This window comes from Kitasatospora humi (assembly GCF_020907985.1).
Classification (GTDB): Bacteria; Actinomycetota; Actinomycetes; order Streptomycetales; family Streptomycetaceae; genus Kitasatospora; species Kitasatospora humi.
Map to the genome: position 1 here is coordinate 447,029 of NZ_JAJJPA010000001.1, position 20,221 is coordinate 467,249.

19 protein-coding genes are annotated in these 20,221 nt (G+C 72.7%); 7 read left to right on the forward strand and 12 right to left on the reverse strand.

The window, feature by feature from the left end; all coding sequences use genetic code 11:
• The first annotated feature begins 4 nt into the window (after positions 1-4).
• On the forward strand, positions 5-910 hold the full coding sequence (locus LN042_RS02105; RefSeq protein ID WP_230047987.1) for a glycosyltransferase family 2 protein: 906 nt from the start codon (positions 5-7) through the stop codon (positions 908-910).
• 206 nt (positions 911-1,116) lie between these two features.
• On the opposite strand, the gene LN042_RS02110 is transcribed toward LN042_RS02105, so the two are convergent.
• Positions 1,117-2,442 (reverse strand): UDP-glucose dehydrogenase family protein, encoded by a 1,326-nt coding sequence (locus tag LN042_RS02110; protein ID WP_230047988.1) that lies wholly within the window; start codon positions 2,440-2,442, stop codon positions 1,117-1,119.
• Positions 2,443-3,364: 922 nt separating this feature from the next.
• A complete protein-coding gene (locus tag LN042_RS02115; protein ID WP_230047989.1) occupies positions 3,365-3,769 on the reverse strand; it encodes a DUF2267 domain-containing protein in 405 nt (134 codons plus the stop codon).
• Between the two features lie 214 nt (positions 3,770-3,983).
• On the opposite strand from LN042_RS02115, the gene LN042_RS02120 reads away from it, so the two are divergent.
• Complete coding sequence (locus LN042_RS02120) at positions 3,984-4,964, forward strand: SDR family NAD(P)-dependent oxidoreductase (RefSeq protein WP_230047990.1); 981 nt, start codon at positions 3,984-3,986, stop codon at positions 4,962-4,964.
• A 74-nt stretch (positions 4,965-5,038) separates the two neighbouring features.
• Here LN042_RS02120 and LN042_RS02125 read toward each other — a convergent pair whose 3' ends face one another.
• Together LN042_RS02125 and LN042_RS02130 are read right to left on the reverse strand one after the other, a co-directional pair.
• The gene (locus tag LN042_RS02125; protein ID WP_230047991.1) at positions 5,039-5,437 is read right to left on the reverse strand and encodes a ChaB family protein; all 399 of its coding nucleotides are present in this window, start codon (positions 5,435-5,437) and stop codon (positions 5,039-5,041) included.
• 97 nt (positions 5,438-5,534) lie between these two features.
• Positions 5,535-5,699: a hypothetical protein gene (locus LN042_RS02130; protein WP_230047992.1), complete on the reverse strand. Its 165-nt coding sequence runs from the start codon at positions 5,697-5,699 to the stop codon at positions 5,535-5,537.
• Between the two features lie 514 nt (positions 5,700-6,213).
• On the opposite strand from LN042_RS02130, the gene LN042_RS02135 reads away from it, so the two are divergent.
• Positions 6,214-6,480 carry a DUF4235 domain-containing protein gene (locus LN042_RS02135; RefSeq protein WP_230047993.1) on the forward strand — a complete coding sequence of 89 codons (267 nt, stop codon included), beginning with the start codon at positions 6,214-6,216 and terminating at the stop codon, positions 6,478-6,480.
• A 188-nt stretch (positions 6,481-6,668) separates the two neighbouring features.
• Here the strand turns inward: LN042_RS02135 and LN042_RS02140 are convergent, their stop codons facing one another.
• Positions 6,669-7,151, reverse strand: a complete 483-nt coding sequence (locus LN042_RS02140) for an ATP-binding protein (protein ID WP_230047994.1) — start codon at positions 7,149-7,151, stop codon at positions 6,669-6,671.
• 95 nt (positions 7,152-7,246) lie between these two features.
• The gene (locus tag LN042_RS02145; protein ID WP_230047995.1) at positions 7,247-7,624 is read right to left on the reverse strand and encodes an STAS domain-containing protein; all 378 of its coding nucleotides are present in this window, start codon (positions 7,622-7,624) and stop codon (positions 7,247-7,249) included.
• Between the two features lie 252 nt (positions 7,625-7,876).
• On the opposite strand from LN042_RS02145, the gene LN042_RS02150 reads away from it, so the two are divergent.
• Positions 7,877-8,758, forward strand: a complete 882-nt coding sequence (locus tag LN042_RS02150) for an RNA polymerase sigma factor SigF (protein WP_230047996.1) — start codon at positions 7,877-7,879, stop codon at positions 8,756-8,758.
• A gap of 639 nt (positions 8,759-9,397) precedes the next feature.
• Here LN042_RS02150 and LN042_RS02155 read toward each other — a convergent pair.
• A complete protein-coding gene (locus LN042_RS02155) occupies positions 9,398-9,826 on the reverse strand; it encodes a hypothetical protein (RefSeq protein WP_230047997.1) in 429 nt (142 codons plus the stop codon).
• 350 nt (positions 9,827-10,176) lie between these two features.
• Between LN042_RS02155 and LN042_RS02160 the strand changes: the two genes are divergently transcribed.
• Entirely contained in the window at positions 10,177-10,851 is a 675-nt protein-coding gene (locus tag LN042_RS02160; RefSeq protein ID WP_230047998.1) for a hypothetical protein, read from the forward strand.
• Positions 10,852-11,047: 196 nt separating this feature from the next.
• Here LN042_RS02160 and LN042_RS02165 read toward each other — a convergent pair whose 3' ends face one another.
• Both LN042_RS02165 and LN042_RS02170 read right to left on the reverse strand, forming a co-directional pair.
• Positions 11,048-11,620, reverse strand: a complete 573-nt coding sequence (locus tag LN042_RS02165; RefSeq protein WP_230047999.1) for a dihydrofolate reductase family protein — start codon at positions 11,618-11,620, stop codon at positions 11,048-11,050.
• A gap of 124 nt (positions 11,621-11,744) precedes the next feature.
• On the reverse strand, positions 11,745-12,581 hold the full coding sequence (locus LN042_RS02170) for a phosphatase PAP2 family protein (protein ID WP_230048000.1): 837 nt from the start codon (positions 12,579-12,581) through the stop codon (positions 11,745-11,747).
• 665 nt (positions 12,582-13,246) lie between these two features.
• Here LN042_RS02170 and LN042_RS02175 point away from each other — a divergent pair.
• Complete coding sequence (locus LN042_RS02175; protein ID WP_230048001.1) at positions 13,247-14,710, forward strand: GuaB1 family IMP dehydrogenase-related protein; 1,464 nt, start codon at positions 13,247-13,249, stop codon at positions 14,708-14,710.
• Positions 14,711-14,771: 61 nt separating this feature from the next.
• Here the strand turns inward: LN042_RS02175 and LN042_RS02180 are convergent, their stop codons facing one another.
• Together LN042_RS02180 and LN042_RS02185 are read right to left on the reverse strand one after the other, a co-directional pair.
• A complete protein-coding gene (locus LN042_RS02180; RefSeq protein ID WP_230048002.1) occupies positions 14,772-16,508 on the reverse strand; it encodes a cellulose binding domain-containing protein in 1,737 nt (578 codons plus the stop codon).
• A gap of 171 nt (positions 16,509-16,679) precedes the next feature.
• Complete coding sequence (locus tag LN042_RS02185; RefSeq protein ID WP_230048003.1) at positions 16,680-17,534, reverse strand: NAD-dependent epimerase/dehydratase family protein; 855 nt, start codon at positions 17,532-17,534, stop codon at positions 16,680-16,682.
• 182 nt (positions 17,535-17,716) lie between these two features.
• Between LN042_RS02185 and LN042_RS02190 the strand changes: the two genes are divergently transcribed.
• Positions 17,717-18,568 (forward strand): helix-turn-helix transcriptional regulator, encoded by an 852-nt coding sequence (locus LN042_RS02190; protein ID WP_230048004.1) that lies wholly within the window; start codon positions 17,717-17,719, stop codon positions 18,566-18,568.
• Here the strand turns inward: LN042_RS02190 and LN042_RS02195 are convergent.
• Entirely contained in the window at positions 18,524-20,176 is a 1,653-nt protein-coding gene (locus LN042_RS02195; protein WP_230048005.1) for a class I adenylate-forming enzyme family protein, read from the reverse strand. The two genes, LN042_RS02190 and LN042_RS02195, sit on opposite strands and share 45 nt — an antisense overlap.
• Between the last annotated feature and the right edge of the window lie 45 nt (positions 20,177-20,221).

Genomic DNA, 20,221 nt, shown 5'->3' on the forward strand with positions numbered 1-20,221 from the left:
CGCGATGGCGTCCAGCAGGATCGGCGTCGTGGTGATCACCCACAATCGCCGCGAGGAACTGCTGCACTCGCTCGCCAAGCTCCGCGAACTGCCGGAGCGGCCACCGGTGGTGGTGGTCGACAACGGTTCGACGGACGGCACTGCCGAAGCCGTGGGCCGGCACTTCCCCGCGGTGCGGCTGCTCCGGCCGGGCCGCAACCTCGGCGCCTGCGCCCGCAACCTCGCGGCCCGCACCGTCGACTGGACGTACCTCGCGTTCTGCGACGACGACACCTGGTGGACGCCGGGAGCACTGGCCCGGGCCGCCGACCTGCTCGACACCCACCCGTCGGTCGCCACGGTGACCGCACGGATCCTGCTGGACCTCCCCGGCCGACGCCCGGTCGAGGACCCGATCGTGGCCGAGCTGCGCGACTCACCCGTACCCGGGCCCCCGGGCCTGCCCTGGCCGGTGCTGGGATCGTTCCTGGCCGGCGCCACGGTGATCCGCTCCTCGGCCTTCCGGACGGCGGGCGGCTTCTCACCGCGGCTGTGGCTCGGCGGCGAGGAGGAACTGCTGGCGGCCGACCTCGCCGCCACCGGCTGGTGGCTGGTGTACGCGGACGAACTGGCGGTCCACCACCGGCCCTCGGCGCTCCGGGATCCGACCCTGCGCCGCCGCCACGGCATCCGCAACACCCTGTGGTTCAGCTGGCTGCGGCGTCCGGTCGGCCGGGCACTGCTGCGCACCGCCTGGCTGGCGTGCACCGTGCCCCGGGACGCGGTCTCGGCGCGCGCCTTCGCCGATGCGCTTGCCGGACTGCCCTGGGTGCTGCGGGAACGCCGGCAGGTGCCCGCCCGGGTGGAGCGCGGCCTGCGATTGCTGGAGCGGCCCCAGCGGGCCTCCCGGGCGCGGCGCTACATCGGTTGAACGGCGGCGGGTGCCCCGCCGGCGTGGGCTGGGGCCTGCGGGGCCGCAGCGCTACGCGGCAGCGGGTCTCCCCGGCGCGCGGCGTCGTCCGCCGCCGGTGGCGCGGTCCGCGCGGTTCGCTGCTTCTCCGCATCCGCACGGGGCTCGCGGCGTTTCAGGGCGTGCGATCGGCTCGCCGGTCGCGGTTCGCCGTGCCCCCGGCGCCGTCAGGCCTGCGGGGCCCCGAGACGCAGGTAGCTCCAGCCCGCGGCGCGCCAGCGGGTGCCGTCCAGTGAGCCGCGGGCGTCGATCACGGCGGGGGTGTGCATCCGCTCGCGGAGTGCGACTGGGTCCTGGAGGCGGTAGAGCGGCCACTCGGTCAGCAGCAGCAGCAGGTCGGCGTCGACGGCGACCGCGCCCGGGTCCTCGACGTACTCCAACTGCGGGCAGGCCTTGCGGGCGTTGTCCAGCGCCTCCGGGTCATGGACCGTCACCTGGGCGCCCAGCCGGTGGAGGGCCTCGGCGACGTGGAGCGCCGGCGAGTCGCGGATGTCGTCCGTCCCGGGTTTGAACGCCGCGCCCCAGACACCGATCCGCCGGCCGGCCACCGAGCCGCCGCATCGTTCCGCCGCCAGGTCCACGGTCCGCTGCCGACGGCCCAGGTTGATGCGGTCCACTCCGGTCAGGAAGTCCGCGATGGCCCCGGCCCCCAGCGTGCGGGCGCGGTCGGCCAGGCCGCGCAGGTCCTTAGGCAGGCAGCCGCCGCCGAACCCCAGGCCGGCCGCCAGGGCACCCGGGGCGATCCGCGGGTCCGCTGCCAGCGCCCGCGCCAACTGCCGCACGTCGGCTCCGGTGGCCTCGCAGAGCTCGGCCATCGCGTTGACGAACGAGATCTTGGTGGCGAGGAACGCGTTGGCCGCGCACTTGGTCAGCTCGGCGGTCGCGAGATCCATCACCAGCAGCGGTACCCCGGCGGCCAGGACCGTGGCGTAGACCTCGCGGAAGCGGTCCGCGCTGGCCCGGTCGCCGGGAGCCACCCCGAGCACCATCCGGTCGGGGCGCAGTGCGTCCTGCAGCGCATGGGACTCGCGCAGGAATTCCGGGCTCCAGGCGAGGCTCACCCGCACGCCGGGCCGGACGCGTCGGCGCACCAGCGCCAGTAGCTCCTCACTGGTGCCGACCGGCACCGTTGACTTGCCCACCAGAAGGGCCGGGCCATCCAGCTGCGAGGCCAACTGCCCGACGGCCGCACGCAGGTGAGACAGGTCGTAGGCGTCGCTGCCGTCCAACTGCGGCGTTCCGACGGTGATGAAGTGCATGTCGGCATGGGCCGCCGCCTTGGCGAAGGAGGTGGTGAAACGCAGTCGGCCGGTGGCGACATGGCGACTCAGCAGGTCCTGGAAGCCGTGTTCGTGGAACGGCGCCCGGGCCGCGCGCAGGGCGTGGACCCTGGCCCGATCGACGTCCACGCCCATGACCTCGTGACCCAGCTCCGCCATCGCGACGGCATGGGTCGCGCCCAGATACCCGCAGCCGATCACCGTCAGCTTCATGGTGCACCTTCCGGGCGAGGGGCCGGCCGCGGACGTCGCTCCCGGCCCACGGTTTCCAGACCACCGCCCCGGCGAACGGGCAGCCACGCCGCGTGACGGCCGGCGGCGGACCGGGCCGGCTGGTCACTCGCGGACCACCGCACCGCCCCGACGGCCGGAGCGCCCGCCCAGACCCCCGGCAGGGGTGCCCGGCGGGACCCCCACCCGGGGTGCCCGCCGAGTCCCCCGGCGGGGTCGCCACCGGGGGACTCGCCGCCGTCAGGCTCCGCTCGCTCAGGCTCGGACGGGCTCATGACCGACCCAGTAGTCGCCGAAGGCCAGGTGGTGCTGGGCGAGGCGCTCGTCGCCGAGGCGGGCCCGGTCGTCCGCGTGCCCGCCGGACCGGCACGAAACGGACGGCTGCGGGCAGCACCGGAGCCACTGTCCGACGCTCGGGGCGACAGCCGCCGGGGCGACGTCCGCCGAGGCGGCAGCCGTACCGCCGGCTGGGTGCCGTATCGGGGACGACGCACTCCGACCAGCCAACGAAGCCTTTTCCGACATGTCATCCTCCGAGGCGCTTGTCGGGGTGATCGCCCCATCATCGCCCGAGTCGCGCGGCCGGGCCCTGCGCAGGCGGCCGAAGGGTCGAATGACGCCGGGTGGCCACCCGGCCGATGATGCCGGGCGGGTGGCCACCCGGCGCCAGGCACCGGGGCAGGGCCGTTCGGTCGTCGGCGTCGTTCGCACTGCTGCAGAGGCGCTCGGGCCGCCCGGGGCAGCGGTGCCCAGCCGTCGGGGCCCGGCGCCTGCCGCGGCCCGCACCGGGCCCGCACCCGGCCCGCACCGGGCCCGCACCCGGCCCGCACCGGGCCCGCACCGGGGGCCCGCACCGGGCCCGAACCTGCGCCCGTCCCGGCCTGCGCCTGCGCCCGGGCCGAGGTCAAGCGAGTTCGGGGTGGCCGAAGTAGTCGGCGTAGCCGGTGGGGAGCCGGCTGAGGACGGCGTTGAGCTCACCGCCGTCGATGCTCTCGGCGACCGTCCCCAGAACGGCTGAGGCGTCGATGGCAGCCTCGTCGACGGTCGTGTCGCCGAGGTCGGCGAGACGGGTGAGGAACTCCTCGATCCCCCAGCCGGCCGCCTGCTGATCGTCTTCGGGAACCGCGTACTCGGCTGCCGGCTCGGGCAGTTGCGCGGCGAGGTTCTCCGCGGAGCCGGCGCCGAGCCGCTCGCCGAGCACCCCCAGGACGGTCCGCACGGCCTGGTCGGCTCCCTGGTTGTCCTCGTAGCCTCCGGCCGTGCGCACGGATGCCAGGAAGGCGGGATAGTCCACGGTGTTCACCCCCATGGGTCGGCTGTCCTGTCCCGGACGCACGGTGCCGGCCGCACACCCGGGTCCTTCCTGACGGCGGCTGTCCGGTCCGGCCGGATCCAAAACCCTTTCGGCTGGGCACCGTTGCCCGGCGGCCCGAGCACCCTTCGGCGGCGCGAACCGACCCGTTTGGGCTCGGGGGCCCCGGGCAGCCGCCCCGTACGATCACGATGGGAAGGGAGGCCCGCTGATGTGGCCGATGCGCCTGACCGGACGGAACGCGCTGGTGACCGGAGGATCCCGCGGGCTGGGACTGCTGATCGCCGAGGAACTGGTGGCCCGCGGCTGCCGGGTCGTGCTCTGCGCTCGCGACCCCCTCGAACTCGCCGAAGCGGAATGGCGGTTGCGAGAGCAAGGCGGTGAGGTCACCGCCGTGGTCTGCGACCTGACCGAACCCGGCGCGCCCGAGCGCCTGCTCGATGCGGTGCGTGAGCGGTACGGCGAGCTCGACGTGCTGGTCAACAATGCCGGGATCATCCAGGTCGGCCCGGTCGCGGCGTTGCACGAGGAGGACTACCGCACCGCTTGGGAGTTGATGTACTCCGTGCCCCTGCGCCTGATCCTGGCCGCGTTGCCGCAGATGCGCGAACGCCGCCGGGGCGTCATCGTCAACGTCACCTCGCTCGGCGGCCGCATCCCGGCTCCGCACCTCCTGCCCTACGTGGGTGCGAAGTTCGCGTTCACCGGCCTGTCCAGCGGGCTGCGCGCGGAACTGGCCCGCGAGGGCGTCAGCGTGACCACGGTAGTGCCGGGGCTGATGCGCACCGGGTCGTACAACGCGGCGGAGTTCGCGGGCCAGGCCGCCCGGGAGTACGCCTGGTTCGCCGTCGCGAGCTCGCTGCCGCTGCTCTCGATGGACGCCCGACGGGCCGCCCGCGCGATCGTCCAGGCGGCGGAGCGCGGCCGCCCGGAGCTGGTGCTCACTCCGGCCGCCAAGGTCGCGGTCCGTGCCTTCGGTCTCGCTCCGGCCACGATGACCCGGCTCCTGTCGGTGACCGCGCGCCTGCTGCCGCCGCCGGGGTCCGCCCCCGAGCGTGGTGTGCCCGGCTCCCGGGCCTCGCAGCGGCATGACGGCGGCGTGCTGGCCCGACTGACCCTGCTGGGCGAACGGGCCGGGCGCCGGAACAACGAACCGGCGGCGGCCTGGCGGCAGCGGGTGGGGGCATCCTGAGCAGGTCCCGGGTGGGGGCTTCCTGAGCAGGTCCGCAGATCCGCCGCGGATCCGCTCCAGGTCACCCGTTCGTGCTATCTCGCCTTGCGGGTGGTCTGCCTGTTGGCCTTGCGAACGGCCTCCAGTAGTTGCCGCTTGCTCATCGTGGATCGCCCTTCGATCCCCAACCGCTGGGCGAGCTGGTACACGTGGGCCTTGCTGGCCCGCTCGTCGACGCCCTCTCCGCTGCGACCGCCGAGCTGCCGCGGCCGGGCGGACTGGGGATCGGACGGCCCCCTGTGCCCGTGCTCCTTTCGCTCCCAGTGGTCGCCCACCTTCTCGAAGGAGTGCTTGAGCGCCCCGTACGCGACTCGGTGCGACCGCTCACCCTCGCCGTACTGCTTGACGGCCGAGTCATGAGCCTTGATCCACGTGCGCTGGGCGTCCTCGGACGAGCGCTCCAGCGTCGAGGGGAGTTCCTCGCGGCCCGGCATGACCTGCCACCTCCTGTCCTGGCTCTCCTGCGCTCGGCGCATGCCCACGCGCCGAGCGCAGGAAACGGCCTCGTGTGGGCCGAATGCCGGCTGCCCGTCACGGCGCCTGAACGTCGGCCGCCGGTGGCTCCGGCTCGTCGTCGTCCTCGGCCTTGGCCCGCACGTCCTTCGGAGTGGGCGTTGAAATGTCCCGTTGCTCCGCGGATCGCTCGCGCGTCTCCTCGCCGACTTCCTGGGTGTCGTTCTCGTCAGGGGTGCTCATGACGGCATCCTCTCGTCCGTTCGGGCGGATATCCGGTCAGACACGCGGCCGGTTGGAACCGGCGCACTCCGGCCGGCGGACCTGGGCTCCGCTCCACACCGCAGCGGCGGCGCGGGCGGCGCGGGCCACCCGCAGGGGCCGCCGCCGACCGGCGTCAAGACGCTGCGCTCGCATCCGCCGTCAGGTGTCGAAAGCGCGACGGTCGCCAGTGTCCGGACCGCCCGGCCGCATGGGTGCGCCGATTCGTGTCCCATGACTCCCGGCTACCCGTCCACTGCGCCACCACACCCGCCGCGGTCCCGGGCCCGTCGGCGGATCCGCCGTGGCGGCAGCCGCCGCCCGGACGTTCGGGGCACCACCACAGGGTGCTGCCAGAGCCGGGCCTCCGCGCCCAGTCGCCTCGGCTGCGGCTGGTCTCGGTTGCAGCCGGCACTGCTTCATCGGCTCGTGAACGGGTAGCCGCGTCCGGAGCCCGCGATGTCCGGGTTCCGGTTCGCAAGGTGAGGTGAGAGTCATGAGCGTCGCCAAAGTCGTCTACAAGCCGGTCGCCCTGATGGCCGGCGGGCTCGGCGGGGTGGTGGCCGGTGCGGTCGTCAAGCAGGTCTGGAAGGCCGTGGCCGGCGAGGAGAAGACCCCAGCGGCGACGGACCAGCATCGGGGCTGGCGGGAGGTGCTGCTGGCCGCTGCCCTCCAAGGCGCCGTCTTCGCCCTGATGAAGGCGATCGTGGACCGCTTGGGTGCGAGCGGAGTGCGCCGACTGACTGGCGAATGGCCCGACTGAGAGACGGGGCAGCGACGGGGCAGCAGTCGCCCGGGCCCTCCCACGGCGTCTGCGGCGTGGCACTTCCAGCGTGAGGGCTCCGGTGCGGTGCCTGCGGCAGGGGGCGTGCCCACCGGCCCGCGCGCATCAGCCGGGGCCCGCCCGCCTGCCGGCCTGGCCAGGCCAGGAGCCTGGCCAGGCCGGCAGAGTCAGGCGGGGGTGCGGCTGTCGGGGATGTCGAATTCGGCCCAGACGGCTTTGCCCGGCAGGTCGTCGTGGGGGGTGGTGCCCCAGCGGCTGGCCAGGAGGGCGACGGTGTACAGACCGTGACCGCCGACTCGGCCCGGTGAATGCGGCTGACGGGGTTGCGGCGGTGTGACGAGTCGGTCGATGACTTCGATGCGCAGCAGACGGGGGGTGGCGTGCAGCACGAGTTGTTCGGGTCCGCCGGCGTGCCGGGAGGCATTGGTGACCAGTTCGGACACGACGATCAGTACGTCATCGGCGCGGGCCTGCTGATCGGGGTCGTCGGTGGGGAGCCAGCCCCAGTCGTGCAGCGCTCGGCGGGTGTGGTCGCGGCACCAGCCGACGGTGCCGGCGGCGCCGGTCAGGGTGAGTCGGCGGGTCTGCCCGTGCGCGGCAAGCGAGGGCAGCACCGGCTGGTCGCTGGTCCGCGGATCGCTCGCTCTCATCTGTCCTCGCTTCGACGGCTGTGCGGCGGCGGCGAAATCGGTCGCCGGGGGTCGTCTGCCCACTGAGGGAGGACTGGACACCCGGACGGGGTGCGTCACCGGGTGATGGCCGCGTCAAGATCCGGGCGGATGTCGAACACGGTGTCGGCCCCGGTGATTTGGAAGATCCGGGCGACCGGGGGTTGCAGGTCGGCCAGGATCAGGGCATCGCCGGCGTCATGGGCCTCGCGCCGGGCAGCGAGGAGGGTGTTGAGGCCGGTGGAGTCGCAGAAGAGGAGGCCGTGGCAGTCCACCACGAGACGATCGGTGCCGGGACGGGCCAGGGCATCGGTGAGGCGTTCGTGCAACAGGGCGACGCTGTCGTGATCCAGTTCGCCGGCGGGCGAGACGACGACGCTTCGGTCCTGGACGCGGATGTCCACCGTCAGGCGGTTGGTGGCGGCTCCGGTTCCTTCGGCGGGATTGCTGGGCATGGCACTCCTCTGCACTCGAATGCGGCGCGACCGCCAGTTTGCCACGACCCGCCGGTGGCGCGTCTGGTCGAGGCCTGGATCCGTGCACCAGGCGGCCCCACTGGCTGCCGGCGCGCGGGGAGTGCGTGATGCGGGAGAAGATTCCGTGAAGGCGGGATTGCTTCCGAGGGTGGGGGGCAACCGTTCGCCCATCACCGTCCGTAGGACCGTGGACCGACGAGTAGCCACCCATCGAAACCGAAGGAGCGGAAAATGCCGGTGACCGTGACCATGGATCCGCCCACCACCGCTCCCCGCGTCGCCAGTGCGCCCGAGCTCCGATCGCTCGCGACGCAGTTGGGCATTGACGTGGGGGACCTGACGAAGGTCTGCCCGGCCGATGCGCGCGAACTCTCGAAGGTGCTCTTCGCCCGGCTGCGCGCTGTGGACGAGGAGAGCGACGAGTACTCCTACGTCCGCGGAACCCTGATCGAGCTGAACATGGCCCTGGTGCGGTTCTGCGCCGGCCGTTTCGGGCACCGCAGTGAGTCGGTCGAGGACATCGTGCAGGTCGGAACCGTCGGGCTGATCAAGGCGATCGACCGCTTCGACCCGTCCTACGACGTGGAGTTCTCCACCTTCGCGATCCCGACGATCACCGGCGAGATCAAGCGCTTCTTCCGCGACACCAGCTGGATGGTCCATGTGCCGCGTCGGCTCCAGGAGCTGCATATCAGCATCGCCAAGGTCTCGGGCGAGATGGAGCAAGTCCTCGACCGGGCGCCCACTGCCGCCGAACTGGCCGAGCGCCTGGAGCTGCCGGAAGCCGAGGTCGTGGAAGGACTCGTCGCCGCCCGGGCGCAGACCGCCCACTCGCTGGACGCCCCGGCTGCGGACGACGACGGCGGCCAGGACTCCGCCCTGGCGGCCAGGCTCGCCGTCGAGGAGCCGGAGTACGAGAAGATGCTCGCGCTGGAGAGCCTCAAGCCGCTGATCGCCGAATTGCCAGAGCGCGAGCGGCGGATCCTCTCCCTGCGCTTCTCCGCAGACCTCACCCAGGCCGAGATAGGGCGCGAGCTGGGAATCTCCCAGATGCACGTCTCGCGGCTCCTCACCCGCACCCTGACCATGTTGCGCGAGGCCCTGTCCGCCTAGCGGGTGGCGTTAGGCCTTCCCACAAGTAGCCTCCGCTGGAATCCAGTTGGTCCAAGCTGTCACGAGCTGACGTATTGTCAGGTTCGGCGCGAATGGGTCGAGGGTCGAGGGTCGAGGGGCAGCGCCCGCCGGTGCGCGGGCGGTCACGAAGCAGCACTGCCATCCCAGGGGCCAACGCCGGTCTTCGGTACCGGCGTTGGCCGACTGCCACCGCCGCACCTGCCGCGTCCCCCGCGCCGGGAGAACGAGCGGCGCCTTTGCGTTTCCGCATGCCGGCCCGCCGGCCCGTCGGCGCGTCAACTCCCACGCCTGCCCGATGGTCGCCCGTGGCTTCGCTGCGCCGGCCGGAGAACGGCACCAGCCTCCCCCGGCGGGCTTCCCGGGCTCCGGCACCTCCCAGTGAGCCTCTTGCCGGTACGTGCCTGGCCCGTGAGTCCGCCGCCGGTGCCCGGGGGCCCGGACCGTCGGTCGCTCGCCGGGTGGGACCGTGCGCGGGGTTGGGCGACGTTCGATGGGTAGCCCGCTACCGGCCGGCGATCCCGCGGAGCCTGCGGAGGCGGCCAGCCCACCCAGGACCGTGTGCTTGGTCGCTTGGTAGCTGGGCGGCTTGGTCGCCGTGGTCGCCATGAGGCCACCGGGTCAGGGCCGGGGCGGGCGGCGGCCCTGCAACCGCTGAGGCGGTCCTTCCGGCCGGGGCAGCGACCCTTCGCCGGCGTAGGCACCGATGCCGAGGGACCGTTCCAGCTCGTCGATCCGTTCGGCCACGTCCTGGTCGCACCGCCGCTCGGCCGGAACGCCGACGGGGCGGGCGAACAGCAGGTCCGTCACGGCGTGCTTGAGCACCAGCACTGGCACCGCCACGACCCAGCACACTCCGGACAGCAGCGCGATCACTTCGACCTGATGGCGCTCGTGCCGCTCGAAATCGGCCAGTGCCCGCGCACGTCGGAAGCGGCTGGTGGCCGCGCCGTCGAGGAAACCGGCTCTGCTGCGCTCGAACACCACCCGGGCGGTGAGAGCCGCACCGAGACCGTAACCGCCGAGGACGCCCAACATCAGCCACAACATCGTGGATCGTCTCCCTCCCCACTTGTCGCTTCGTGGCGCGGAGCTCGCCTGCCCCGGCGACCGGATTCCTAACAAACGGCGGCAGCGGGGGCGCCGCAGGGGCAATGCCATCGACGACGGGCACGCACGGTTGTCCACCACTGAGGCACCGTCAGGCGGCTTGGCGGCTGATCCGTTCAACACCGCGCCGAGCCATGCCCTTCCGAAGCCCGAAGCCCGAAGCCCGAAGTCCGAAGCAGTAGCGGGCCGATCGCGTCCGCGGCGGCCCCGGCGGCGGGCTGGTGTGCGACACGAACTCCGGGGCAGACGGGGGCGAAGAGAGCGAGGGAACCCGACGTCTGGAGGTTGCGATGAACACGCCCGTGCCGTACAGGATCGGAGTCGACGTCAGCTGTGCCGATGGTGACTGCGGCCGACTGGACCGCGTGGTGATCGATCCGTTGGCGAGTCAGGTCACCCATCTGGTGGTGGACAACCGCCTGGTGCCGGTCGACCTGGTCGAGGAGCCGGCGAACGGGGCGCCCGCGGACACCGAGGGAGGCATCCGGCTGCGCTGCACCCTCGATCGCCTGGACCGGCTCCAACCCGTCGAGGAGACCGACTACCTCCCCGGTGGCACCGCCGGCGGCCCCACCCCGTCCGGCTACCGTCAGGAGGAGGCGCTGCTGCTGCCGTACTACGGTCTCGGGGCCGGGACCGTCGGGTTGACCCCCGCCCTCCTGACGCCTCAGGCCGAGCCGACGGTAGTGGCGCACGACCGGATTCCCGCCGGTGAGGTGCAGGTCCGGCGCGGCGACCGGGTCGAGGCCGCCGACGGTCCCATCGGTCGGGTGCAGGGCCTGGTGGTCGACCCCCGCGACCACGGCGTGACGCACGTGCTCCTCCAGGAAGGCCACCTGTGGGGCAAGAAGACCGTTGCCATACCGATCCGGGAGACCTACTGGCGCGGCGGCTTGGTCAACGTGCGCCTGACCAAGGCGGAGCTGGCCGAACTCCCGGAGGTGGAGCTGGCCTCCCACACCTGATCACGGCTGCCACTTCTGCCACGCCCACTTCTGCCACGGTTGCGGCCCCCGGGGCGTCAGGCCCCCTCTGCCCGGCCCCCAACCGTCCCTCGGGCCGGGGGCCTGCAGCCGGGCCGGGGCCTGCAGCCCTTCAGCACCCGGGCGCCGCCGTTGAGGAGGACCTGGGCGGCGGCGCCCGGGCTGACCGGAGCCGGCTCTAGCGGACGACGTCGAAGACCTGCTTCTGCAGGCCGTTCCGGTAGACGTCGTGCTCCACGAGCTCCAGCTTCTGGGCGTCCTTGTCGGTGGTGCTGAACAGTCGCTTGCCGGCGCCGAGCAGCAGCGGGAAGACGAGCAGGTGGTAGCGGTCGATGAGACCCGCGTCCGACAGGCCGTGGTTCAGCCGGGCGCTGCCGTGGACGATGATCGGGCCGCCGTCCGTCTCCTTGAGCGCGGCGACCTCGTCCAGAGAGCGGAGGATGGTCGTCTCGCCCCAGTCGGAGACGAGCCGGTCGTCGGTGAGCGTGGTGGAGACGACGTACTTCGGCATGGTGTTGTAGCGCGCGAACTCCGCCATGGCCGGCCACACCGGGCTGAACGCCTCGTAGCTGGTCCGGCCCATGAGGACCGCGGTGGACTCCTGCTGCTCCCGCTCCTTGATCTCGTACGCCTCGGGGACGAACGCGATGTCCTTGAAGGTCCACCCGGAGTTGCGGTAGCCGGGTTCGCCGCCGGGACCCTCCACGACGCCGTCGAGGGAGATGAACGCGGTGCTGATCAGAGTGCGCATGATGGCTTTCCTTGGTGTGGCGTGCTCGGTTGTCCTGCTGTCATGCTGGGGCATTCGACCCGCAGACCGCTCCCTGGCCGACCGTGCCGCCCACGCCGTGCGAGGGCGTCGCCTTCGGTCACGATCAGCCGGCCGCTCGCTTCGCACCGATCCACGCGCCCAGCCGCATCGCCGGCCCGGTGCCCTGGAGGCCGAGTGTGGTCACCGCGGCGCCGGCCACGCAGTCCAGCAGATAGTGGTTAGCCGTACCCATCACCACGACGGCGATGGTCGGCGGGTAGATCAGACCGAAGAGTCGTATCACGCGGTTGCGGCCGTGGCGGAAGATCAGCAGTCCGCACCACAGGGCCCAGCCCACGTGGAGGCTCGGCATCGCCGCGTAGTCGTTGGTCATGTCGGCGAGCCCCTTCGGCACCCCGCCGCCGCTCCACCAGCCGATCGAGGCGTGCTGGGCCAGCACGTCCACGAACCCCGACGAGCTGTCGAGCAGTCGTGGAGGCGCGGTCGGGAACGCCACGAACCCGACCAGCCCCAGAGCCGTCGTCAGCAGCAGCCAGGTGCGGGCGTGGGTGTAGTGCGCGCGGCGGTAGCGCCACAGCCAGATCAGTACCACCGCCGTGATCGCGTAGTGCAGCAGGGAGTAAACGTAGTCGGCTGGTGCGCCCAGCCAGGAGTGCTCCGCGAAGGCGCGGTTGAGCCAGTGTTCCGGACTCAGATCCAGCGCCCGCTCGATGGCGAGCAGACGCCGTCCGTGCTGCTGTGCCTGCGAGCGGTTGTCGCCGGCCAGCAGCCGGCTCCCGTCGTAGGCCGCGTACACCAGCAGCAGCAGTTCCCACCGTCCGCGGCGCCACCACCGCCGCCGCGCGTCCTCCGGGAGCAGCGCGGGTAACGGTGAGGCCTCCCCGTCGGGGGTCTTGTCAGTGGCGCGGCCGGGCCGGGCGTAGTCGTTCTTCAGTGTCATCCCCGCCCGGAGCGCGCGTGCTGCACGGTCGCCCGTGGATCCAGGTGCTGATGGCCCGTCAAGGGCTCATCGGTGCCGAACCGGATCTCCATGCTTCCCCGCTCCCCTTGACCGCCGCATGCTCGTTCGTGTGCCTCACACGTGGTGGATCTTAGCTCGCGGGGATCAGGACACCCGACGGGCCGGTGGAACCGAACGGAGTGCGTTCCGGTCGGTTCGGACCCTGCGGCACGCTGACGAGCAGCGCGCACTCCTCGTCGGGCGGGCGGCCGTCGCCGTCGCCGCGCTCCGGCAGGCGGAGAGGGCGGACGAGCCGCGGCGCCGGTTCGACGACCGGATGTCCAGGCTGGTGGACCTCCAGGTGGGTGGACCTCCAGGCGGGTGGACCTCCAGGCGGGTGAAGTCCCGGTCCCGGCTCCGATCGGGCGCGTCGGAGACCGCCGCCGGTGATCGACCGCCTCAGCGGGTTTGTGTCTTCCTACAAGGTGTGTCGGCACGCCTTCGCCGAGCGCTGTGTGGATCTTCAAGGTTGGCGGGTGAACTGGCTTTCGAGCCGGGTATCGATGAGACTCGACGGTTGGGTGCAGGGCGCCCGAGTGCGCTCGGCCGACCGGCCCCCTCCCGCACCCGAGGTCTACCCTCCCGAAGGCAGAGAGCCCGCTCCCATGCGTTTTTTGAACTCCCAGACCGGCACGATCGACGACCGTTATTCGGGGCCTTACGACCTGACGTACGACGACGTCTTCATGGTCCCCAGCCGCTCTGCGGTGGGTTCCCGGCAGGGGGTGGACCTGGCCTCGCACGACGGGACCGGGACCACGATTCCGCTGGTGGTGGCCAACATGACCGCCATCGCGGGGCGGCGGATGGCGGAGACGGTGGCCCGGCGCGGCGGACTGGTGGCCATTCCGCAGGACCTGCCGACCGAGGTGATCGCCGACGTCATCGGGTGGGTGAAGCAGCGGCACCTGGTGTTCGACACGCCGGTCACGCTGACCCCGGGGGCCACCGTGGCGGATGCGCTGGCGCTGCTGCCCAAGCGGGCGCACGGCGCGCTGGTGGTGGTCGAGGACGGCAAGCCGGTCGGCGTGGTTACCGAGGGTGACTGCCAGGGCGTGGACCGGTTCACCAGCCTGTCCGAGGTGATGTCGCGCGACCTGACGGTGCTCGAGGAGAGCGTGGACCCGCGCGCCGCCTTCGAGGCGCTCGGCGAGGGCCACCGCAAGCTGGCCCCGGTGGTGGACGCCGAGGGGCAGCTGGTCGGGATCCTGACCCGCAAGGGCGCGCTGCGGGCCACCCTCTACACCCCGGCCGTGGACGCGGCGGGCAAGCTGCGGATCGCCGCCACCGTCGGGATCAACGGCGACGTGGCCGGCAAGGCCAAGGCGCTGATCGACGCGGGTGCGGACGTGCTGGTGGTGGACACCGCGCACGGGCACCAGGAGAGCATGCTCACCGCACTGCGCTCGGTGCGCGCGCTGGACCCGCAGGTGCCGATCGTGGCCGGCAACGTGGTGTCGGCGGCGGGCGTGCGCGACCTGGTCGAGGCGGGCGCGGACATCCTCAAGGTGGGCGTCGGCCCGGGCGCGATGTGCACCACCCGGATGATGACCGGAGTCGGCCGCCCGCAGTTCTCCGCGGTGCTGGAGTGCGCCGCCGAGGCGCGCCGGCTCGGCAAGCACGTCTGGGCGGACGGCGGCGTGCGGCACCCGCGCGACGTGGCGATGGCGCTGGCCGCCGGTGCCTCCAACGTGATGATCGGCTCCTGGTTCGCCGGGACCTACGAGTCGCCGGGCGACCTGCAGACCGCACCCGACGGCCGGCAGTACAAGGAGAGCTTCGGCATGGCCTCGGCTCGCGCGGTGCGCAACCGGACGGCCGACGAGTCCGCCTACGACCGGGCCCGCAAGGCGCTCTTCGAGGAGGGCATCTCCACCTCGCGGATGTTCCTCGACCCGGCTCGCCCGGGCGTCGAGGACCTGATCGACTCGATCGTGGCCGGTGTGCGAAGCTCCTGCACCTACGCGGGCGCCGCCTCCCTGAAGGAGTTCCACGAGAAGGCGATCATCGGCGTGCAGAGCGCGGCCGGCTACGCCGAGGGCAAGCCGCTGCACTCCAGCTGGGCGTAACGGGCGGCGAGTCGGCCCCGGTGCGCAACCGCGCACCGGGGCCGACCGCTTGGCGGCAACCTCAACCGGCGTACGTCGCCCACAGCTTGGAGAACTGGTACGGCGTCTGCGGGATATTGGTGCACTTGAACAGCGCACCGGTGCAGGCGTTGCCGTCCCGGGTGACCTCCCAGAAGGAGAGCTCGCCGAGGTGGTTCTGCTGGGCGAAGGTCAGCAACTGCTGCGCGTCGGCGGCGCCGAACACTTCGTCCGCGTTGTCGTTCTGTCCCAGCATCGGGGTGACGCCGACCATCGCCCAGGTCTGCGCGGTGGACAGGTTCGGCCAGACCCCGGCGATCTGGGCCCGGGTCGACTGGGCCGACTGGATCGCGTAACCACCCATCCGGCCGGCCGGGTCGGGGGCTTCGGTGTCGCCGAAGTCCATCGCCATCACATTGACCGCGTCCACCGCCGCACCGGCGGCCTTGGCGGACTGCAGCACGTAGACGCCGTCGCCGGTCAGGCCGCTGGGCAGCACCGGCAGGGTCAGTGAGACCTTGAGGTCCCGGCCCTTGGCCCGCTGGGTGGCCTGCACGGCGGCGATCGCGGCCGACCGGCGGTCGATCGAGGCGTGGTCCGAGACCGCCGCGCCCTCGATGTCGAAGTCGATCCGGTCCAATCCGTAGGCGTCGACGACCTTCTGGTACTGGGCGGTCAGGCTCGGCACATCGGCGCAGGACTGGGCGAGTTCGGTGCCGTTGGCCCCGCCGAAGGACGGGCGGATGTCGCCGCCGGTGGCGCGCAAGGCATCGAAGTCGGCCTTGTCCCAGGCCGTTCCCGGATCGTAGGCGTTGAACCAGCTGGCCGTGCAGGCGGTGGTTCCGTTGACGATGAAGCCCAGCGAGAACTGCTTGAGGCCGGTGGTGGCCGCGATCCGGGTGAGGTCGGGCGTCGGGTAGGCGCCCAGGTCGACGAAGGGCGCGGCCACGCCGGCCGTGCTGCCGCCGCCCGCCACACCGGTGACGGAGGCGGACTGCGCGGACTCGTTGCCGGCCGCGTCATAGGCGGTGACGGTGAAGCTGTGGGTGCTGCCCGCCAGCAGCCCGGACACCGTGGCGCTGGTTCCCCCGGTGGTTGACGCGACCACCGTGCCGCCCTCGTGGACCCGGTAGCCGGCCACCCCGACGTTGTCCGTCGACGGCTGCCAGCTGAGGGTGACGGCGCCCGGGCCGGCACCCGAGACCGTGACACCGCTGGGCACGCTGGGCGGGGTGGTGTCCATCGGACCGCCGGCACAGGGCTGGTCGTTGATCAGGCAGTCGACCGGCAGCGCCGGGGTACCACTGCTGCTCGCGTCCATCCCGACCACCGGGGCCGAGGCGCCTGGGGCGAGCGGCGTGGCCCAACTCGGCGAGGTGATGGTGTAGTGACCGTTGTTGCCGGTCAGCGTGCCGTTCCAGGCGCTGCCGCCGATGGTCTCGCCGGCCGGCAGATCGAAGGTGATCGCCCAGGAACTCACCGTCGCGTTGGTGTGGTTGGTCACGGTGAAGTCCAACTCGAAGCCGCTCGACCAGCTTTGTGGCGACGAGGCGATGGCGACCAGCCCGGAGACGCCACCACCGGCCCCGGCAGCGGGGACTCGGCCGTCGGTCCGGGGTGCGGAGAGTCCGACACCGGCCCGGGGTGCGGAGAGTCCGGCACCGGCCCGGGCCGGGGAGACTCCGCCGTCGGCCTGGGCGGTGGCCGGGAGGGAGAGCGGCAGCACGGCTCCGGCCAGCAGGGTGGTGGTCACGAAGGCGGGCAGGGTGACGCGCCTCATGGGCGGGTCCTCCTCGGGGTGGGGCAGGGCACGGGGGCGCCCTGCCAGGGACGGTGAAGGAGCGTGCCGGCGACAGCACCACATTGGTCGAGACCAATGTGGTGCGTCAATACGGCGGCGGCGCCCAGGCCGGCCTGATATCCCGTCACCGCGCCGAAGCCCACGGATCGTTCAGAGCGCTCCGGCGTCCCGTGCGGTCCAGACCGAGGGGAAGAGCGGCCGCCAGCCCAGCTCCGCCCGGATCCGGGCGGTGGAGACCACGCCCTGCCAGGGGTCCCCGTCCACCCGGCCCACCGCGTCCGCCGGTTGCGGCACGCCGTGCCGCTGGTGCAGCTCGAAGGCCGAGATCGGCGCGTCGCCCATCACGTTGTAGGCCCGGCCGGCCGCGTGCGGCGTGCTCAGCGCCCGCCAGAGCGCCAGGCTCACGTCCGCGTGGTGCACCACCGGCAGCCGCTTGTGAGCCGGCCAGGTCGCCGCCCGCTGCACCGCGTCCCGCAGGTGGCTGTCGCCCTCGCCGTAGACGAAGGCCGGACGCACCACGGTCAGGCCCAGTGCCGGGTCCAACTCCCGCATCGCCAGCTCGGCCTGCGCCTTGGAAGCGGCGTAGGCGCCGAGCTGTGGACCGGGCGCCAGCTCGTCATCCTCCTGCGCCGGTCGGCCCAGGCCGCCGGCGTACACCAGGTTGGTGCTGGTCTGCACGAACCTGGTCACCCCCGCCGTCAGCGCCTGCCGCGCCAGCTCCACCGCCGCGTCGCGGTTCACCTGGAAGGCTTCGGCATCCGGCACACCCCGGAAGGCGGCGGCCACGTTCACCACCGAGTCGGCCCCGACCAGCGCCCTCGCCCGGACGTCCGCGTCCCGCAGATCACCCTCCACCAGCTCGACGCCCAGCCGGGCCAGCGCCTCGGCCCGCGCGGCATCCCGCACCAGCACCCGCACCGCGTCGGCGCCGGCCCACCGGGCCAGCCGCGGCACGAACCGCCGACCGACCTGACCCGTCGCGCCGGTCACCAGAATCCTCGCCATGAGCCCTCCACAAGCCCCGGACCGCTGCCCGGCACCGTCCGCCGGACACGGCAACCACAGTGCCGACGCGGCCCGGAGGGCGGCAGAGACCTGCTGAGCAGCGGCTCGGCGAACCTGGGACTGGCAATCCCCGGATGAACCCACCCTGGATCGCCGGGACGGCCCACCGGCATCCTGGGACCATGACGGACCGCACGGAACTCGCCGACTTCCTCAGCCGCTGCCGCGCCCGGCTGGCTCCCACCGACGTGGGGCTGGCGCCCGGGACCCGGCGCCGCACCCCGGGGCTGCGCCGCGAGGAGGTGGCCCAACTGGCCGGACTCTCGGTGGACTACTACGCCCGCCTGGAGCAGGCCCGCGGGCCGCAGCCCTCCCCGCAGCTGCTCGTCGCCCTGGCCCGCGCCCTGCGACTGACCGAGGACGAGCGCAACCACCTGTTCCACCTGGCCGGCCACGAACCGCCGCGCACCCGGCGCACGCTCACCCACCTCCAGCCGGCCCTGCTGCTCATCCTGGACCGCCTGCACGACACCCCGGCGCAGGTGGTCTCCCGGCTGGGCGACGTGCTGGCGCAGAACCGGATGGCCGTCGCGCTGTTCGGCGACCGCAGCCAACTGCCACCCCGCGAACGCAACGTGATCTGGCAGTGGTTCACCGACCCGACCAGCCGCGAGCGGTTCGCGGGAGCAGAGCACGACGAACTGGCCCGCAGCCATGTGGCCAACCTGCGGGCGATCCGCGCGGCCCAGCCGGACGACCCCGAGGCGGCCGAGCTCGTCGACGAACTGCTTGCGGTCAGCGAGGAGTTCGCCCGGATGTGGGCTCGGCACGAGGTGGCCCGCCGGCGCGACGGTCGCAAGACCGTGCTGCATCCGGTGGTGGGCCCGATCGAAGTCGACTGCGAGGTGCTCTGCGGTGCGCGGGACGGCCAACTGCTGCTGGTCTACACGGCCCGACCTGGCAGCGAGTCGGCCGGCCGGTTGGAGTTGCTACGCGTGCTCGGCTCGCAGCAGATGACCGAGAGCCGGCTCTGACGGCGCCGGCTGTGCCTGCGACGGCTCCGGCTGGGCGGGGTTCTCCCGCGCGATCCGGGAGAGCTCGCGGCGCGAGAGCTTTCCGGTGCTGCTCAGGGGCAGGGTGGGCAGGGCTACCAACTGCTCGGGCAGCTTGCGGCGTTCCAACCCGCACTGCTCCTCCAGGAAGTGGTTGAGCTCGGTGAGGGTCGGGGCCGGGTGGTCCTGCTGCGGCACCACGCAGACGCAGAGCCGCTCGCCCAGGTCCTCGTCCGGCACCGGCACGCAGACCGCCTCGGCCAGCGCGGGGTGCGCGGCGGCGTGCCGCTCCACCTCGGCCAGGCTGATCGAGTAGCCGCCGCGTTTGATCAACTGGCTGTTGCGTCGCAGTAGTCGCAGCCGACCGTCGTGGCCGATCAGCCCGTGGTCGCCGGTCCGCACCCAGCCGTCCGCGTCCCGGTTGCGGGCATCCAACTCCGGCGCGCCGACATAGCAGAGCGGGGTCATCGGCCCGCGTGCCCACAGCTCCCCGGCGGCGCCGGCCGGAAGCGGGCCACCCTGTTCGTCGCGGACCTCGAAGTCGCAGACGGCCGGGTCCGGGTGGTCCAGCACGGTGGTCTCGGCACGTGCGGTGCGGTACTCGCCACGGCAGTTGACACCGTCGGAGGAGCCGTAGACGTTGCTCACCGGGCGGCCGAACCGTTCCAGGGCGGCGGCGAGGGCTCCGGCCGGCAGCTCGTCGGCGCTGGCGATCACTGCCCGCAGGCTGCTCAAGTCCTCATCGGCGCAGGGTGGTTGCGCGGTCATGCGGCGTAGGGTGGTGGCCACCCCGAAGAGGTGGGTCACCCGGTGCTCGGTGATCGCCCGCAGCGCGGTGACCGGGTCGAAGCGGTCGAGCAGGACGAGGGTGGCGCCGTGGCGGTACAGCGACACGGCGCCGAGCGAGCCGTAGGACGCCGACAGCGGGACCAGGACGAGGCAGCGGGGTGCCGGTTCGCCGTCGTAGACCGCCTGGAGGTAGTTGCCGCGGCCGCCGCCCATGGCGTTGTGCGAGTAGGCGACCATCTTGGGCTCGGCCTCGGAGCCGGAGGAGACCAGGATCCGGGCCGGTGCGTCGGGATCGGCGGCCGGCGCGGCGGCGGCGCTCTCTTGCTGGTCGAGGAGTCGGCCAGGGGTCAGGACCGCCCTCAGGTGGGGCAGGCCGGCGGTGTCGAGCGGCCCGGTGGTGATCAGGGCGGTGGCTCGGGAGCGGGCCAGCAGCGAGCGGGCCTCGCTGCTGCCGGGACCGGCCGGGAAGGTCAGCGCCACCGATCCGAGGCGGGCGGCGGCCAGTTCGGCGGCCAGCGCCGGCCATCCGTTCGGCAGCCGAATGGCGACGATCTCCCGGTCACGCACCCCGGCTGCCGCCAGTGCACCGGCGAACCGGCCGACCCAGTGGTCGAGTTGGACGTAGCTGAGGGTGCTGTCGGGCTGGATCACCGCATCCCGGTCGGGGTGGGCCAGGACGCGCCGGCGGAACAGCCGGTAGATGTCGGTGTCCAGGTAGTGGCCGTCGGCCGACCAGGCGCGGCGCAGGGCGGTCGGAACGAGGTCCGGGAGGGCGAGGCCTTGGCGGGAGGTCCAGCTCATGGGGGGCTCCATGGATCAGGGGTGCGGGCCCGGCCGGTCATCGCA